The sequence below is a fragment of the Gracilimonas qinghaiensis genome, from assembly GCF_046602855.1.
GTDB lineage: Bacteria > Bacteroidota > Rhodothermia > Balneolales > Balneolaceae > Gracilimonas.
In genome coordinates, this window is sequence record NZ_JBKINJ010000001.1 from 1839749 (window position 1) to 1856852 (window position 17104).

Genomic DNA, 17104 nt, shown 5'->3' on the forward strand with positions numbered 1-17104 from the left:
ACTTAATTCAAAAAACTGAAAGCTTTCACCACAATTAGAAATTAAGTTCGAAATAAGACAATCATGAGCACTATACTTACCCACATCGCCATTGCAGATGGCAAGATCAAACGTTCATCACTGGAAGTACTTTCACACTGCAAGAAGCTTGCGGATCAAAACGGACACACCGTTGAGGCCGTTGTTGTTGATGCCAATGCATCATCATTCGTAGAGGGCGTGCAGAAATACGGAGCATCAAAAGTATATGTTGTGGAGGATCCTATCTTCAAAAATCATATGAATGCACCGCTGCTGAAAGCTCTTTCTATAGTTATGGAGTCTGCTAATCCTACAGTGTTTGCTTTTGCTTCAACAGAGGGAACAAAAGATATTCTCGGAGCTCTTGCAGCCAACCAAAATGCAGCAGTGTTACCTGATGTTTCCTCATTTGAGTTGATAGATGGCGGCATTAAGGCCAAACGCCCTGTAATGGCAGCCAAGATCATAGCAAGTACAGAGGCCAAGGCTGATACCATTCTTGTTTCTGTTCGATCAGGATCTTACGATCTCGCTGAAAATGACACCTCAGCTGAAACAGTGGAAATTGATTTCAGTATGAATGATAATGACCTGAAAGCCACTCTAAAGGAAATCATTTCCGCTTCCGGAGATACTATTGACCTTAATGAGGCTGAGGCTGTTGTTGCTGCAGGTCGCGGAGTCAAGGATGAAGAAGGCCAAAAACTGATCTCGGAACTGGCTGACCTTCTTAATGCCGGTATTGGTGCCTCAAGAGCACTTACAGAAGCCGGTGTTTACGATCCAAGTTTACAAATCGGGCAAACAGGTAAAGTAGTTTCTCCCCAACTTTACATTGCCGTGGGAATCTCCGGGGCTATTCAGCATGTGGCTGGCATGACCAACTCCAAGGTTATTGTAGCTATCAACAAAGATCCTGATGCCCCTATCTTTGAGATCGCAGATTATGGCATAGTTGGAGACCTCTATAAAGTTCTGCCCCCTTTCATTGAGGAACTCAAAAAAATCAAAAATTAGTAGTGAGCTATGAGTTTTGAGTCGGGAGATTAAACTCTTTCACTCAATACTCACGACTCAAAACTCAAAACTATTTCCCTTATGGACGAAAAGTTTGATTGTATTGTAATAGGCGGTGGTGTAGCAGGATTGGCAGCAGCCATGACCCTTGCCCGAAACAACATGAAGTTCCTTCTTATTGAGCGGGGCGAATTTGCCGGTTCAAAAAATGTGTCCGGCGGTGTTTTGTGGGGCAGTGATCTCGCGAAACTCGTTCCGAATTACTGGGAAGAAGAAGACGGTGGATGGGAGAGATTTATCAATCATCGCCGACTTACACTCATGGACGAGCAATCAGCTTTTACCCTTGATTTCAAATCATCCCACTTCAATGAGACTCCTTATAACGGAGTAGTTGTACTTCGCTCGAAATTCGACAACTGGCTTTCTGGAAAAGTTCAGGAAGCTATCGATGCATCTGACTTCGCCATGGATTCCTTTATTGCCAACAACATCAAGGTGGATGAGGTGATCATGGAAAATGATAAAGCCGTGGGCATTCGCACCGGCGAGGATGAGTTTCATGCCGATTCAGTGATCATAGCGGAAGGTGTGAATAATTTACTTACGCGTCAGGTAGGATTGCAGGATGACTATGTGCCGGCCGACCATATGCTGACCGGTATCAAAGAAATTATACGTTTCGATCAGGATGTGCTGGAACAGAAATTCCAGCTGAATGGCCTTAGCGGTATGAGCAACGAGTTTGTTGGCTGGGCCACCGATGGTGTAGAAGGCGGGGGATTTTTATACACAAACCGTGATACAATTTCTTTAGGCCTGGTGCTCGGCATTAAAGATATGCGTGAGAAGAAAAAAAGTCCACACGACATACTGAATCATTTTAAAACACATCCAGCCATTGCTGATATCATCAAAGATGGAGAAGTGGTAGAATATTCTGCCCATGTTGTTTCGTCAGGTGATAAACGGGCCATGCCGAAAGAATTATACAAAGACGGGGTCTTGTTGGCCGGTGAATCTGCTAATTTATTAATGAACGCCGGTAAGGCCATTCAGGGAATGGATTATGCAATGCGTTCCGGAATTTTGGCTGCTGAGACTATCGTGAATGCCAAAGAAAAAGGTGATTTCAGCTCTTCTACCTTGAAAGAGTATCGCAAAGTAATGGATGAAAGTTATGTAATGAAGGATATCAATGGATTCCAGGATGCCGTACATCTCCTTCATACCGAGACTATGCAGCAAAAAGTCCCGAATTTGATCTGCGATTTTGGTCGACAGTTCTTCTCCATCAAGAATGAACCTACACCGAAATCTAAAGATATGCTGAAGGGAGCGGTGAAAAGACATGCCTCCTATTGGGAATTGGCTAAACTAGGCTTTAAGGCCGCGAAGTCATTATAGCTGTTAGCTGTCAGACTTCAGCTTTCAGTTTTTCTCTAACTGGTTCAAGTGTCTGCTTGGACCCAAACTGAGAGCTGACGGCTGAAAGCTTTTTAAGAAAGAATACTTATTCAATTCAGAAACCATGAAAAATCTCAAACTAACCGAACGCCTCGGACTTGTAAGCTACCGAAATCAGTCCAAATCTGATATTAAACCTCATATTATTGTGGATACTGACATTTGTAATTCAACCTGTCCGCATAAATGTACCACATGGGTATGCCCTGCCAATTGTTATACCATGGACGAGAATAATCAAGTGCATTTTCAGGTTGAGGATTGCATTGAGTGTGGTACCTGTATGTATGCCTGTGATCAGGGAGCCGTGGACTGGAATTTCCCGGATCCAGAGGTCGGTCGTGGTGTTACTTGGAATTTTGGATAAGAAATTTTTGCCTAGAAAGAAACTCCACTATGAAAGTGTAATTTTTCGCATTAGGTAAATAAATTCACATTTAAAAACCAAGTTCTTGCAATACCCCATCTTTTGTTGCAAGAGGATATTCCTTAAGTAAAGCAGTAGCTACAATCAGCCGATCCGCAGGATCAACAGGAAAGTTTGGTGGAAGTTTTTCTTGAGCTATAATCACTTCCTTATCAATTGGGATGACAGTACAAATTCCTTTTTGAGTTGCCAGATCTATCCAGGTTTTAAAATCAGGCTTAAGCTCAATCAATCCTTTTCTGTGTAACATGTCAGCTTCCCAAATGGATGCAGCTGAAATTGCAATCTCACGTTTTGAAGCGTTCTCATTCAATGTTTGCCTCTCCTCATCTGAAAGTGGTCCTTCCCCTAGTAACCACCAAATCCAAACATGTGTATCTAGTAATATCATTGCTATTACTTACTATTTTGGTTTTTAAAACCTGAATCATTAGGACGTAATGCACCGGTAGTACCCTTTCCTTTTAAATCTTCCCATGGAGCATCATTCTTTTCTTTGACTTTTCCGATCTCATTTTCCAAAGCACGGATGATTAATTCTTTTAAACTGATCTCATCCTCTACGGCCTTAATTTTGGCCCTTTTCATAAGATTGTCTGGTAAATCTACTGATGTTCTCATTGCTACATATTAATGCTTATATGCTTTTATAGCAACTTTCTGAAAATTTCTACGTAAACTTAGTTTTGGAAACCAACCTTTCATCACAATCAATCCTCGAAATCAAATAAACAAAAACCTGTTTGCAGGCCCGAAAAATGAGAAATTACAATCTAATTCTGAAGATCTAGGGCTCTTCATTTTATATCTTCCATTCTTTCAGAGTTGGAAAAACACATTGATACGATCTTCGAAGAAAATCTTCAGGTTGCCACAACCCTGTATTGGATCGTGATTCTACCCGGGAATACTTCTTCTCCGACGGATGTTGCAAGCTCATTCAGCAAACTTGCTGCAATGGCATCAACTACCGTATCTGGTGAGAGTTTCAGAGGTGGAGCCACAGCGAATACCGCCGTTGGAGGCGCTTCGGGTGGCGCTTGATAGATTTTCGTTTTTTAGTTCTAATTCATTCTTAAATGGAACATCTATTATTAGATTGTGTTTAAATAAATGAAACCTAATAAATGATATTAACATGAGCAGTTTATTCAAGAGATCTAAAATATTACCCTTATTAATCCTTTTATTAACAGTATTTGTATTTGCTGCCTGCAGCACTAATGAAGAAGCCGGCACAGGTACCCTCAAAGTTTCACTGACTGATGCCCCTGTAAATTATGAGCAAGTAAACATAGAAGTCCTTCAGGTACTCGTCAACAAAGACGGTGATTCTGAAGACACTACAGGAACCGGTTGGGAAGCTATCATGAGTGATTCCATTGTTGTTAATTTACTTGATTACCAAAACGGCGCTACTCTTGAACTTGGAGAAGCCGAGCTGGAAGCAGGAAGATATAATCAGATCCGCCTCTTACTTGGAAATGATAACAATGTAGTTGTAGGTGGAGAAACCATTCCTTTAAAAACTCCAAGTGCACAACAGTCAGGTTATAAGCTGAACGTTCAGGCTGATGTTGAGGCAGGTCAGGTCTACGATCTGGTCATTGACTTCGATGCTTCACAATCCATTGTACAAACCGGTAATAGCGGCTATATCCTGAAACCGGTTCTTAGAACCGTTAACCTACAGGAACAGGGCAGCATTTCAGGTACAGTTCTTCCACTGGAAGCTGAACCTTTCGTGTATGCCATCATGGATGAAGATACCGTTGGAACACAAACTGATGATGAAGGTTTTTTCCAATTGGTTGGACTGAATGAAGGAACCTATAATGTTCTCATTGAACCAACCTCAGAAGCTTATGCCGATTCACTTGTTGAAGGCATTGAGTTAGATGACGGCGAACAGTACGCCTTCGAAGAAACCATTCAGCTTGAGTCTGCCGCTAACTAACCACTAAGATCATTTTTTACCCAAAGCCCGCCTGTTAACGCAGACGGGCTTTTCTTTTATATATTATTCCTTTCCGATATGTACCATGAGTTACATAATTTTATCTATTTTCGGCTCCACTGACAGACAGATTTAAATTCAGATCATGCAAAGCAGAGAGTTTTATAACTCACTTAATGTGGTTACCAGTTTCAGGGATGTTTCCAAGCCTGATGTCTATACGCCTCTGTCCGACGATACCTACCTTGCGATAGCTGATGTACGCGGCTCTACGGATGCCATAAGATTGGGTAAGTATAAGGAAGTCAACATGGCAGGAGCATCCATCATTGCAGCTCTGAATAACTTCTATTTCGAAAACGACCTACTGCCTTACCTTTTCGGAGGCGACGGCTCTCTGCTGGTTTTGCCGGATCATGGTATTGAAGAGGTAAAGAGTATTCTGGCATTCTGTAGAAAAGCCGTTAAAGACGCTTATGATCTTGAAATGTCCGTTGGCGTTGTATCCATGAAAGAGCTCAGACGTCACGGGCACGATATTGGCGTGGCACGACTAAAATTATCTGAGTTCATAGACCAATCCATTTTCTGGGGCAGCGGTGTGACCTTCGCAGAAGATCTCGTCAAAGAAAATAACCGGCTTGAGAGCGTCACACCCGTTGAAGCGGATCTGTCAGGACTGGAGTGCCGTTGGAATCAAGTAGCCAGCGATAAGGATGAGGTGGCAGCCTATCTCATACAGGCTGTTGGAACAGATAATGAACAGGTCAGGATCTATGAAGAATGTTTTGGCAGGATCGAAGAGATCTACGGAAAGGAGGAAGATTATAATCCTTTAAAGGAAGAGTCTCTAACCATGACATTTAATCCTGCGCTACTTGGAGTTGAATGGAAACTCCAAACACAGCCGCCCACATTTTTCAGAAAGATCAAGTACATCACCAAAATGATCTTCCAGCATGTTACCGGTTTTTACCTCATGAAATTCATAAAAAAAATATTCCAAACGAACTGGGGTGATTACAAACCTGATCTTGTACGTCATGCTGATTATAAGAAATTTGGAGACGGACTCCGTTTTGTAGCCTCCGGAACTATAGAACAGCGCATGAATATGACCAAATTTTTGGAGAGCATGTTCCAACAGAAAAAACTGGCTTATGGCATTCACCCCTCATTCGCGGCTATGGTTACCTGCTACGTTCGGAATTACCAAAGCAACCATATTCACTTCGTGGATGGTTCAAATGGCGGTTATGCCAAAGCCTCTCAGGACCTTAAATTGAGAAGAAAAAAACTGGATTCTCAAAAAGATCAAAACCCAGATCTTTGATCCTATTAACACATCTTAGTTTCAGTTAAGTAATAGCTGTGTATCACGGTTTAAATTTTCGATAATAAAACCGGGTATTCTTCCAGCGGGATAATTTGGGATCTCGTTTACCTCTCCTATCAAAATTCGCCCTGCATGACCCATTCGTTCATGTGGCAGGCAAAAGTAATCGTAAACCCCCTCTACCTCTAGCTTTAAATTCCAACTTTCACCAGCTGTTAGCATGCCTGAATTAAATGGAACTGCTTCATCTGGTATACGTAATAGACGTCTGTTTTGGGGATGATAGGCGGTGACCGTGTGCAAACCCTCTACCACTTCAAATCTTATAACATCACCTGGTTGAGCCTGAAGAACCCTTGGTTCAAATCGGGCATCCTCTGCGGTTCCTAGAACCCGAACTGTAAGCGTATCGGACGGTGAAGCATTGGCAAAACCGGCCAATGCCAACAGTATTAAAAGAGGTATGTAAATTCGAATATTCATTATATGATTAACCAAATCAGTGATCCGCAATATCTGCGTTATCCGTGTTCTATTTCACTTTAGACAAAAGGAGAATTCGATTCGCAGCTACATGTTTTTCAATATGGCGTCTATTACTGAGGCAGCTTCATCCATAGGTTGATTCAAACCCTCTACTCGTTTAGCCACGTTCCCTTCTCCATCCAGAACGGTTATCAGATTTGAGTGGGCAAAATTACCATTGCTGTCTTTTTGATACTTCACACCCAACATCATCGCCAGCATTCTGATATCCGTATCCTTACCGGTCACAAAATGCCATCCGGAAATATCCAACTGTTCATCTTTCGCATATTCAGCTAAAACCTCCGGGGAGTCATTTTCTGTATCAAAAGAAACAGCCAGTACGTTAACGCTTTCTTTGGATTGCTCACTCAGTGAACTGAAGAGTCTCCAGGTATCCTGAATCAGGATCGGACACACCTGGGTACAGTTGCCGTAAAACATGACCACGATCACAGGTTCGCCTGTAAAATCAAAGAGTTGTACCTCTTCATTTCTGTGGGTAATGAACTCATTATCAAGATGATAAAGCGAATGCCCGGATTGCACCTCGCCTGCCTTCAGTGCTTCCTGTTTATGGTTGTGTTGGTGATGCACATCCTGTGCAAATACCTTACCTGAGCTATAAATCAAGAAAAATGATAGTATGACAAAAAGTAACCTCATAGGGTAGCCTCATTTTTTGTTTGTTTGGATCTTACCGGTTCATCATAGGCGCAACGGAAACCTAACATGCCGGTGGTTATCTTTGGATTGAAACTCATTCTTGTTATATATCTGATGGAGGCAGCATAACTATAAATACTGTTTAGGGTTTGCATTCTGCCAACAGTTCCACAATCGAGTGAGAGCTCATCTGCAATGATAGGCTTAAAATCAGCTACCCATTCCATCACAAGACCAAATTGATCTTTGACCCCCTCAGTTGTCTCTATTCCTGTTGAACCAACTTCGGGCAGGTTATTAACATCTATTCCTGAATACCAGCTTACCAGTTTACTGCTGAACCGATTCATCTCAGCTACATCATCTATACCAAGCAGTTGGGCTGAATATTCCCACTCATTCAAGCTAGGCAACCTTCCACCCTGTGCTGAACAATATGCATTTGCAGCATACCACGACACTCTGGTAACCGGTCGGTTTTCACCAGTTGATTCATAATCAGGCTTAAGGTCAGAGATCCAATTTCTCAGATAACCATCGTAGGTAAAAATTGGAGGAATCTCAGAACGTCTCCAATCCGGGTTAAATCTCAGAAATTCAACATACTTCTCGTTGGTAACAACGGTATCATCCATATAAAAAGAATCAACCTGAATGGGTTCACCTTTTACTTCCGGAAGAACAGAATGGAATGAGCCCGCAGGAATAAACACTCTTGTTGCTTGTGAAAACACTATTTCGGGTATGAAAGTGGCTAACACAAAAACTAACAGGACCGTAAATACGGGTATATTCTTTTGGGATCTCATGATGTTAGTTTTTCTTTTATAAACCACCGGAGCGAATGCTATTCGGCCCGGTGATATGTTTTTCAGGTTTTAAACCGCTGGATATTCGCAAAATTATCGTACCCTTGGTCTATTCACTATTTCTTACGAGGACCTGCTTTAAGGGTACCTGTTGCGCCTTTTTCTGCATCTACAAACTCATGGTCTATCAGAATGTATTTTCCTTCTTCAGGTACGATCATATCCATGGTTGCTGAACCGGATGCTCCTAAAAGTACAGTCTGCATTCCTCGCATCTCGTTGAAAGGGTGTCCTTCAAGCCACACTCTGTCAAAGATCCCTCCGATCACGTGGAAACTGGATGTTCCGCTTGGTCCATTATTACTAAAGTGAAAGCGAACTCGGTCGCCTGCATTGGCTTTAAGTGGTTGGTCATGCAGAATGGTTTGGTGGCCATTAAATACTACGTGTGAAGGATTGTTATTATATGCCCCATCAAAATCGAACTGATAAAGATCACCTTCACCTTTAGTTAGATAATATTCGCTCTGTACGATCACATACTCGTGGTCCACTTCATAATCATCGGTGTAACCTTCTTTGGGAGATACAACAACTACACCGTGCTGACCCATCGCAGTGTGCATCAATACACTAGGAGTTCCACAGTGATAGATGTAAGTACCAGGATAGTTCGCTATCCAATCAAATTTAATAGTCTCGCCAGGGCCAATCGTTCTCCACTTATCGTCTTTAGCTACCGTACCTGCATGGAAATCCATTGAGTGAGGCATCGGCATTATACTTGGCTGATTTTTTTGATAATCATTACTTGCTACCTGGTTCATAAATGGAGAACCACCCTTTGCAGGATCTGTAATGGTGACTTCTTCATCCGAGCGGTTTTTCATTACAAATGTAATTCGATCTCCTTCACGTACATGGAGTACCGGCCCCGGAACAGTTCCACCAAAGGTCCATGCCTGATAGCGAACACCTTCAGCCACTTCAATTTCCTGAACAATGATATCGATGCGAACTTCATGATGTTTGTTTCCTTCATAATCAAGGGTTGCAAGGTTTGGCAGTTGAGTTATATACTCGCCTACTACAGGAGGCCCGTTGTAATCTTCCGTATAAACTTCAGCTTCAGGCATCCCAAAGGTCATGCCGTCAATTTTATATTCTTCTGTTTGTGCCGACAAGAAGGAAGTCATGCCGAAGATCAGCATTCCTGTCAGAATGGTGATTTTTGTGATTGCGCTTTTCATAGGATCTATGGTTTGGTTGGTTTTAAAGAATTAAGAGTATTTTATCTTAAAATAAGATGTTTATAATTCATACTAATTTTATGATACGCCTTCATTGTGAATATTTGATAAATTTCAGGGAATTAAATTCTAACGATGAGGTCACATTGTTTCCCTGTCCCTCTTATGAGAGTTTTTTCTGATCACCGGAGCTACTTCTGTCGCAAACAAATGAATGGACTTCAGAAGCTTTTCATGCGGAACACTCCCCACACTCATTTGAAGTAAAAAGCGGTCGTGTCCAAAGATCTCATGCTGATACATGATCTTGTCAATGATATCCTGTGGACTTCCAACTACATTCGCTCCTTCCAGTGTGATCGAGGCATCAAACTGTTGACGTGACATCGGAGGCCAGCCCCTCTCCTTTCCGATCTTATCCATGGTGGTTTTGAAGGCAGGGAATGCCGTATCGGCGGCCTTTTGTGTAGTTTCTGCGATGAAGCCATGAGAGTTTATACTGACCCGCTGTTCAGGCTGATCGTAATCGGCTGCTCCTTGTTTATGAATATCTGCCATTTGCTTGAATTGTTTTGGCATACCACCAATGATTGCTATCGCCATAGGCATACCCATTGCGCCAGCTTCATAGGCTGATTTTGGGGTTCCACCCACCGCTCGCCAAACAGGCAGTTTCTCTTGATAAGGCTGAGGATACACACCTCTGTTATTAATATCAGGTCGATATTTTCCCTCCCAGGAAATAACTTCATCTTCGCGCAATTTCATGAGTAGTTGAAGTTTCTCAAGGAAAAGGTCCTCATAATCTTGAAGGTCATACCCAAACAGAGGAAAGGATTCGACAAACGATCCCCTTCCCACCATGATCTCTGCCCTGCCCTTCGACAGCTGATCGATCGTTGAGAACTGTTGATACACTCTCACGGGATCTTCTGACCCTAAAACCGTTACGGCAGAACTCAGTTTGATGTTTTTTGTGCGAGCTGCTGCTGCCGCTAAAAGTGTGGATGGTGAGGATGAAACATATTCCTCTCGATGATGTTCCCCAATTGCATAAACATCTAAACCCAATTCATCCGCCAGTTCAACCTCTTCCATAAGGTTTTCTAATCTTTCAGATGGGCTGATCCTTTTCTCTGTACTTTCAATCGGGGTGTTCTCAACAAAAGTGTAAATACCTAGTTCCATGATGCATCTTTACTTTAATTCTTTAATGTTAAAGTAAAGATAATTCCATAGAATTATATCTTGCAGCAGATCGATATGTTCAATTACCGCTATCACTTTAATCATTCTGCAAATTTCTTATACTCTACCCATTCATTAACAGAAAGCGATCATGAGTAATAGCACTATCTTTTCACTGTCCAATTTATATTTCAGTTATCCAACTGAAAGTATATTTAAAAATTTTAGCCTAACGGTTCGCCCCGGAGAAAAAATAGTGATCAAAGGAGAGTCCGGTTCCGGTAAAACAACTTTATTCAGAATATTACTTGGTTTTGAAACACCCGATAAAGGAACTATAACTTACAAAGAGAACGAATATTCAAAGGATATCACACACCGCCTTAGACGGGAAGTTACATGGCTCCCTCAGGACCTGAACCTGGGCTCGGGCAAAACAGCGGACCTTATTGAATTCATTTTTGAATTTCAGGCAAACATGGATAACAAACCTGAAAGTACTGAGATCATTGATACGCTTGAGAAAATGGGGCTTTCCGGAGATACAATGGAAAGCACCTTTAGTGATCTATCAACAGGGCAAAGACAGCGAGTTGGTCTTGCTACATGCTTACTTCTGAAAAGAGATGTTATACTTCTGGATGAACCAACTTCTGCTTTGGATCTTGAATCAAAGCAGAAGGTAGCTGAATTGCTGTTAAAAAATGATCGGACCATCATTTCCACCTCACACGACCCTTGGTGGGTAGAACGATGCGAACGGGTCATTGAATTAAACAACGGATCATAATAACAAAACCATGGATATAATTGACCTTAGCTGGTGGCAACTTGGGATCGGTTTTTTCATCCTCATTATTCCCGCCTGGATATTGTGGAGGTACAAGACCGGGCTTAATAAAAGACTAGGTATAGCGACCGTTCGAATGACCCTGCAGTTGCTGTTTGTAGGATACTATCTGGAGTACCTCTTCGAACTGGATAATGCCTGGCTGAATGCAGCCTGGATCATGGTCATGGTTCTTGTTGCTGATTTTGCTACAATCGACCGCAGTGAACTGAATCGTAAGCGATCTCTGATCATCCCTATTTTTCTCGCCACATTCTTTGGCATTATTGTGATAGATATGTTCTTTCTGGAAGCGGTGATCCAATTGCCCAAATTTTTATCTGCCCAATACACTATTCCTATCACCGGGATGGTATTGGGTAATTGTCTTAGAAGTAATGTGATCGGGATCAATGCTTTTTATCACAGCCTGAATGAGCATAAAGAGCGATATCGTTTTTACCTTTGTTGTGGTGCCACCCGGAACGAAGCTGTCTTCCCGTTTTTCAGGGATGCTCTGAAGAAATCTGCCAATCCTACCCTGGCTTCCATGGCAACCATAGGATTAGTCTCTCTTCCGGGTATGATGACCGGTCAGATACTTAGTGGGAGTTCACCCCTTATCGCCATCAAGTATCAAATAATGATCATGTTGGCTATCTTTTCAGGAACGGTTCTATCCGTTTACCTTGGGATCAGACTGAGCAATCAGTTCGTTTTCAATGAAAATGACGTGCTTGACGAGACCATTCTGAAGAAATAGGTATCTATCAGTTCTTTTCCAGAAATCGGGCAAGGTTAAGTTCATCAGGTATATCCGTCTGGTCTAGAATGTGATCCGCCAGTAATTCACCCACATAATGAGAGAATAAAAATCCCTTTGAGTTCATCCCGGTATACACATACAGTTTGGAGATCTCGGGATGCTCCCCGATTACCGGAAGTCTGTTTTGAGTAGTAACTCTCACACCAGCCATCTGGGCGACTTTCTTTACTTTATCGGTCAATTTTGGAAGCATCAGCTCTAGTTTTTTTAAGATCTGATCGTAGCTTTTTTCACTGATGCTCAGGCCCTCAAAATTATGCTCGTATGTTGAACCAACAGTAAGTTCGCGTTCGCCTCTTCGAATACTGTATCCTCTTGCAGAAATGGCATGATCCCAGTTCAGTGGTTTAATTGTTTCAAAATGAACGATTTGTCCTTTCACAAAATCCAGCGGCAGAAACGACCAGTCGGCTTCGTTCTTGATCTTATAACCGATGGCCATGATCACTTTACCGGCTGTGATCTGCTCACCTGACTTAAAACTTATGGTAAAAAGATCATTTTCCTGATCGTGCTGGTGAGTTGCATGTTCATACCTGCACTCAACTCCTTTTAACCTGAGGTATTTACGGTAAGCATTCTGATAGTTGTCGACATATACGGTATAACCGCATTTCACATGAATGCCACCTTGATTTTCTGCGACATGTGGATTCATTTCCCGGATCTGATCCTCTTCTAGCCATTCGATCCAGCCTTCCGGCCAGTCATATTTGGTTAGTGCTTCCCTAAAATTCTCTGCCAATTTCGCACTTATTGCCGGCCTGATAACTCCGGTTTCTGAAATAAGATCATTTCTTCCGGTCAATTCACTTATCTCATCTATCTGCTTTTTTAAGGTATCATAGCATTTTTCAGCCTGCCAACTCAATTTTGCCCGCCTGCCGGTTGCAGGGTTAACAAGAGCACCAGGAGGTCCCGGAGCATTTTCAGATACATTTGGGTCTACCATCAAAACCTGTTGACCCCTTTTCATTAATTCATTGGCAATAGCAGTTCCGGCTATTCCGGCTCCAAATACGGCTACATCAAAATCAGGCATAAAGTTTTTGTGTGATTTTTAGATTATTCTAAACTAGAATATGGTAAAGATACCGGTTCTGCCAGATAACTTTAATTTTCAAGGACTGAATATCCACATGATCTGTTCGAAAGATCAGGCAAAATCTTCTACTGCTACCTGATAGGCATGCAATGGATTATCACCATTGTGGTCGTTAACCTTATTGTATTCTTCAACTTCCTTGAGGATCGTTTTCACAGTTTTCTCATCCTGGAACGAGAAGAAGAGGGTGGAATAAATTCCCTGATCAGCTTGAGAAAACCAGCTTCTTATATCAGGCTGATGACTTTCTGTTCTAAAGCCGTACATCTCTGTTTCGCTGTAAATCGGCACATTGTTTCGCACCATCAGCTCTCTGACTTCATCAGCATATTCGGCGATACTTAGTATTATGAGTAGTTTCATAGTTATAGAGTTTTAAGTAGTGTTTAAAAGTCAGAAACCAAATGAAAGAGCTTTGCCTCAAAGAACCCTTTCATCCTGTTTCTGTTATAAGATTCTATCTTATGATCTCTTCACGGCTAAGTCGGTTCTTCACCATAAAATATATGAGAGGAACTGTAATCAGTGTTAAGGCAGTGGATGCGATGGCTCCACCCATAAGTGAAATAGCCAGTCCCTGAAAGATCGGATCGAACAAGATCACGATGGCTCCGATAACAACGGTGCCGGCCGTCAAGAGAATTGGCATGGTTCGTACCGCGCCGGCCTCAACCACAGCATCTTGCAAGCTGTTACCCTGTCTCAGACTTATCTGAATAAAATCGATCAGAAGTACCGAGTTCCTGACCATGATGCCTGCCAGTGCGATCAATCCGATCATGGAAGTTGCGGTAAAGAACGCTCCGGTAAACCAGTGCCCGAGCAATATTCCGATCAGAGAAAGAGGTATCGCGATCATCATAATGATCGGTACGCCAAAGTCCTGAAACCATCCTACGATCAAAATGTAAATGATCAGTAATACCACTCCAAAGGCGATACCCAGATCACGGAATACTTCCAGAGTGATCTGCCATTCACCATCCCATTTTACTGTTAAGTCTTCACTGTTAAACGGTTGTCCTGAAAATTGTTGACTCAGAGTGTAGCCTTCAGGCACATCAAGTCCTTCAATATCTTCACCCGCATCAATTATAGCATATACAGGACTCTCTATCTCTCCGGCAACTTCTGCAGTCACATATACTACACGGCGCTGATTCTTACGGTGAATGCTCTTTTCAAGTGTTCTCTCTTCTTCTACAACGAGATCGATTATTGGGATCATGGCACCGGTCTGCGATTGAACGTGTAGTCCGCCTAGTTCCTGAACACCGGCACGGTCACTTTCATTAAGTTTCAGAGTAATTGGCACAGGTGATGATTCACGCTCATCATACAGACTGCTGACCTGGTGTTGACCAAGGATCATTCCTAATGCTTCAGTAACCTGATTTGGCATGACACCACTCATACCTGCTTTTTGGCGATCAACATTGAAATAATATTTGGTTTGATCGGCTTCCACCATCCAGTCTGTATCAACAATACCGGGTGTTTCAGAGAATATAGCTTTGATATCCTCACCGATATTACGCTGCATTTCAAGGTCCGGTCCGTATACTTCTGCAACTAACGTAGACATTACAGGGGGGCCAGGCGGAACTTCTACAACTTTAACCTTAGCTCCGTATTTCTCACCAACTTGTTGAACCATTGGACGCATTCTCTTTGCAATATCATGACTTTGGTCGGACCTCAGGCTCTTATCAACCAAATTCACTTGTATATCTGCCACGTTAGAGTTTTGTCGGAGATCGTAGCTTCTCACCAATCCGTTAAAATTGATCGGAGCATTGGTTCCTGAATAGATCTGATAGTCATATACTTCCGGTACATCCAACAACCTGAGCCCTACTTCCTGAGCCACGGCTTCTGTTCGCTCCAGGGTTGCTCCCTCCGGCATATCAATGATAAGTTGAATTTCATTCTTATTATCAAATGGAAGCATTTTCACTTCAACAGATCGGGTGTAGAACAGGAATAAAGTTCCGAATAAAACCAGCGTAGTCCCGATCAAAAATCCCCAGCGCTTAGCTGAACTTTCCATAAGTGGACGCATGGTCTTAGCATAAACTTTATAAATGACTGTGTCTTCCAGCTTATACCGCTTTCCGGAGCTGTTAATAGCTTGTACTCGTGATGCCCTTAGCAAACGATAACCGAGCCAGGGGGTTACAATTAAAGAAATGATCAACGAAAAGATCATGGCTACGGTAGCACCGATTGCGATCGGACTCATATAGGGTCCCATCAATCCGGATACAAACGCCATAGGTATGACAGCCGCAATTACGGTGAACGTTGCCAAAATGGTCGGATTCCCAACCTCGTTGATGGCATATATAGCGGCTTGTTTAAATGGCAGGTTCCGCATCTTGAAATGCCTGTGCATGTTCTCCGCCACAATGATAGAGTTATCCACCACAATACCAGTTACAAAAACCAGGGCAAAGAGGGTGATGCGGTTCAGCGTATAATCGTACATGTAGTAGAAGAACAAGGTAAGGGCAAAAGTGATAGGTACTGAGATGAATACAACCAATGCGCCCCTCCAGCCCATAGCCAAAAAGACCACAAACGAAACGGATAATACGGCAACCAGCAAGTGTATCATCAGTGTGCTCACTTTTTCTGTGGCTGTTTTACCGTAGTTACGTGTGTTCTCTACATGAATGTCTGACGTAATGACCGAGCCTTGAAGTTCTTCAACCATACGGTCAATATCGGTGGCAATAGTCATCGCATCAGCACCCTGACGTTTAGCTACAGAAATAGTTACCGCAGGATAAGCCCCCCCGGCAGAAAACCCTTTCTCTTTTGCAGCAACGGGTCCCGGTGAATATGATACGTAACTTGCCGGTTCGCCTGGTCCATCTTTAATCTCAGCCACATCACGTAACAAAATGGGATCACCAGCCCGTACGTCGATCACCAACCCGCCTACGTCTTCTGCTGTTTCAAGAAAACTGCCGGTCTGAACCAAAAATTCTTCATCAGCTGAGATAAAGGAACCGGATTTGAATTCACTGTTTGCCACCTGAATAGTTTGTGCGATTCTGAGTGGGTCAACCGACAGGGCAGCCATTTTATCTTTATCTAAAACAACTTGTACTGTTCGGGACCGTCCGCCGTGGATCTTGGTCTCGGCCACATCTGTAATAGACTTGATCTCATTATCTAAGACCTGCGCTATTCTTCGTAACTGATAATCATTTTGTGTTTCGCTCCATAAAGTCAGGGTCACGATCGGCACGTCATTGATAGACCTTGTCTTGATCATGGGCATCGTTACCGCTTCCGGCTTTTTCTCCATGAACTTCATGATCTCGTTATAAAGTCTCACCAGGCTTTCCTCTATATCCTGCCCCACATAAAAGCGGGCTGAGACCATAGCCATTTCCGGCATGGAGGTTGAATAAACATATTCTACACCGGAGATGTTTGAAAGTACTTTCTCCAGTGGTATGGCTATTTTATTCTCAACTTCCTGTGGAGAGGCACCTGGATAGCCAACATAGATATCGGCCATTGGTACGTCAATTTGTGGCTCTTCTTCACTTGGGGTCAGCCAAACGCCATATACTCCAATTGCTAAAAAGGCGATCATCAAAAGCAACGTCAGCTTTGAATCAATAAAAGCCTGCGCAATTTTACCTGCTAATCCGGTATTCATTTTAT

At 42.6% G+C, this 17104-nt stretch carries 18 protein-coding genes; 8 read left to right on the forward strand and 10 right to left on the reverse strand.

Translation table 11 applies throughout. The features are described from left to right. Nucleotides 1–63 precede the first annotated feature (63 nt). The 3 genes from ACKGJO_RS08160 (at nt 64) to ACKGJO_RS08170 (ending at nt 2872) form a co-directional block, all read left to right on the forward strand. Entirely contained in the window at nt 64–1038 is a 975-nt protein-coding gene (locus ACKGJO_RS08160) for an electron transfer flavoprotein subunit alpha/FixB family protein (RefSeq protein WP_411322922.1), read from the forward strand. A gap of 81 nt (nt 1039–1119) precedes the next feature. Further along, complete coding sequence (locus tag ACKGJO_RS08165; RefSeq protein ID WP_411322923.1) at nt 1120–2445, forward strand: FAD-dependent oxidoreductase; 1326 nt, start codon at nt 1120–1122, stop codon at nt 2443–2445. A 124-nt stretch (nt 2446–2569) separates the two neighbouring features. Continuing rightward, nucleotides 2570–2872: a ferredoxin family protein gene (locus ACKGJO_RS08170; protein ID WP_411322924.1), complete on the forward strand. Its 303-nt coding sequence runs from the start codon at nt 2570–2572 to the stop codon at nt 2870–2872. 70 nt (nt 2873–2942) lie between these two features. Here ACKGJO_RS08170 and ACKGJO_RS08175 read toward each other — a convergent pair whose 3' ends face one another. Both ACKGJO_RS08175 and ACKGJO_RS08180 read right to left on the reverse strand, forming a co-directional pair. Next, a complete protein-coding gene (locus ACKGJO_RS08175; RefSeq protein ID WP_411322925.1) occupies nt 2943–3323 on the reverse strand; it encodes a type II toxin-antitoxin system VapC family toxin in 381 nt (126 codons plus the stop codon). 5 nt (nt 3324–3328) lie between these two features. Next, nucleotides 3329–3520, reverse strand: coding sequence for a hypothetical protein (locus ACKGJO_RS08180; RefSeq protein WP_411322926.1), 192 nt, complete (start codon nt 3518–3520; stop codon nt 3329–3331). Between the two features lie 237 nt (nt 3521–3757). Between ACKGJO_RS08180 and ACKGJO_RS08185 the strand changes: the two genes are divergently transcribed. The 3 genes from ACKGJO_RS08185 (at nt 3758) to ACKGJO_RS08195 (ending at nt 6222) form a co-directional block, all read left to right on the forward strand. Then, nucleotides 3758–3976 (forward strand): hypothetical protein, encoded by a 219-nt coding sequence (locus ACKGJO_RS08185; RefSeq protein WP_411322927.1) that lies wholly within the window; start codon nt 3758–3760, stop codon nt 3974–3976. Between the two features lie 94 nt (nt 3977–4070). Further along, nucleotides 4071–4889, forward strand: a complete 819-nt coding sequence (locus ACKGJO_RS08190; RefSeq protein WP_411322928.1) for a DUF4382 domain-containing protein — start codon at nt 4071–4073, stop codon at nt 4887–4889. A gap of 145 nt (nt 4890–5034) precedes the next feature. Then, on the forward strand, nt 5035–6222 hold the full coding sequence (locus tag ACKGJO_RS08195; RefSeq protein WP_411322929.1) for a DUF3095 family protein: 1188 nt from the start codon (nt 5035–5037) through the stop codon (nt 6220–6222). Nucleotides 6223–6243: 21 nt separating this feature from the next. On the opposite strand, the gene ACKGJO_RS08200 is transcribed toward ACKGJO_RS08195, so the two are convergent. The 5 genes from ACKGJO_RS08200 to ACKGJO_RS08220 all read right to left on the reverse strand — a co-directional run bounded on the left by ACKGJO_RS08200 (nt 6244) and on the right by ACKGJO_RS08220 (nt 10663). Further along, the gene (locus ACKGJO_RS08200) at nt 6244–6708 is read right to left on the reverse strand and encodes a cupredoxin domain-containing protein (RefSeq protein WP_411322930.1); all 465 of its coding nucleotides are present in this window, start codon (nt 6706–6708) and stop codon (nt 6244–6246) included. A gap of 87 nt (nt 6709–6795) precedes the next feature. Then, nucleotides 6796–7416, reverse strand: coding sequence for an SCO family protein (locus ACKGJO_RS08205; RefSeq protein WP_411322931.1), 621 nt, complete (start codon nt 7414–7416; stop codon nt 6796–6798). After that, entirely contained in the window at nt 7413–8225 is an 813-nt protein-coding gene (locus ACKGJO_RS08210) for a formylglycine-generating enzyme family protein (protein ID WP_411322932.1), read from the reverse strand. Before ACKGJO_RS08210 ends, ACKGJO_RS08205 begins: the two co-directional genes overlap by 4 nt. Nucleotides 8226–8341: 116 nt before the next feature. After that, complete coding sequence (locus ACKGJO_RS08215; RefSeq protein ID WP_411322933.1) at nt 8342–9475, reverse strand: multicopper oxidase domain-containing protein; 1134 nt, start codon at nt 9473–9475, stop codon at nt 8342–8344. 141 nt (nt 9476–9616) lie between these two features. Then, nucleotides 9617–10663 carry an LLM class flavin-dependent oxidoreductase gene (locus ACKGJO_RS08220; RefSeq protein WP_411322934.1) on the reverse strand — a complete coding sequence of 349 codons (1047 nt, stop codon included), beginning with the start codon at nt 10661–10663 and terminating at the stop codon, nt 9617–9619. Between the two features lie 151 nt (nt 10664–10814). Between ACKGJO_RS08220 and ACKGJO_RS08225 the strand changes: the two genes are divergently transcribed. Next, a complete protein-coding gene (locus tag ACKGJO_RS08225; RefSeq protein ID WP_411322935.1) occupies nt 10815–11453 on the forward strand; it encodes an ABC transporter ATP-binding protein in 639 nt (212 codons plus the stop codon). Nucleotides 11454–11463: 10 nt separating this feature from the next. Further along, nucleotides 11464–12255, forward strand: coding sequence for an ABC transporter permease (locus ACKGJO_RS08230; protein ID WP_411322936.1), 792 nt, complete (start codon nt 11464–11466; stop codon nt 12253–12255). A 7-nt stretch (nt 12256–12262) separates the two neighbouring features. Here ACKGJO_RS08230 and ACKGJO_RS08235 read toward each other — a convergent pair whose 3' ends face one another. From ACKGJO_RS08235 to ACKGJO_RS08245, 3 genes are all read right to left on the reverse strand, one after another. Beyond that, nucleotides 12263–13360, reverse strand: coding sequence for an NAD(P)/FAD-dependent oxidoreductase (locus ACKGJO_RS08235; protein WP_411322937.1), 1098 nt, complete (start codon nt 13358–13360; stop codon nt 12263–12265). 114 nt (nt 13361–13474) lie between these two features. After that, nucleotides 13475–13786: a hypothetical protein gene (locus ACKGJO_RS08240; protein ID WP_411322938.1), complete on the reverse strand. Its 312-nt coding sequence runs from the start codon at nt 13784–13786 to the stop codon at nt 13475–13477. Between the two features lie 94 nt (nt 13787–13880). Then, nucleotides 13881–17099, reverse strand: coding sequence for an efflux RND transporter permease subunit (locus ACKGJO_RS08245; protein ID WP_411322939.1), 3219 nt, complete (start codon nt 17097–17099; stop codon nt 13881–13883). Nucleotides 17100–17104: the final 5 nt, after the last annotated feature.